At 53.1% G+C, this 454-nt stretch carries 1 protein-coding gene; it reads left to right on the top strand.

Annotated features, from left to right (window positions below; translation table 11 throughout):
* Positions 1-58: 58 nt before the first annotated feature.
* Positions 59-454, top strand: a 396-nt coding sequence (locus CCD76_RS19555; protein WP_143543367.1) for a helix-turn-helix domain-containing protein, incomplete at its 3' end; no start/stop codon positions are given.

Below are 454 nucleotides of genomic sequence, written 5' to 3' on the forward strand. Positions count from 1 at the left end.
ACCTGATCTAAAGTTTTCGTGTAATATCCATGCCAGGATTTCTGACACGGACAGAACCATGGAAAAACGCTTCGTTGCCCCTCTCACTGAACCTGAACAACAGACGCTGACCTCCGCCTATCACCATGGCGAGAAGCGCGCTCTCCGTCGTCGGGCGCATGCCATTCTACTGAGTGACCAAGGCCATACTATTAACCAAATCAGTGAGATACTTCAGGTTCGCCGCGATGCCGTATCACGATGGTTCAAGCAATGGGAAGTGTCCGGTTTTGATGGTCTCATCGACAAACCGCGTAGTGGACGAACACCCGCCCTCGATGAACACGATCACAAGCGACTGCAAGCGTTGGTAGCCGAGCATCCCCATCAGATTCGCGCCTTACAGGCTCGCTTTCAAGAAGAGACCGGCAAGTCTGTCGCCACGGTGACACTGCGCCGGGCGTTGAAAAAAAAA

It is taken from the genome of Salinicola salarius (assembly GCF_002179555.1).
In the GTDB taxonomy this organism is placed as follows: domain Bacteria; phylum Pseudomonadota; class Gammaproteobacteria; order Pseudomonadales; family Halomonadaceae; genus Salinicola; species Salinicola salarius_A.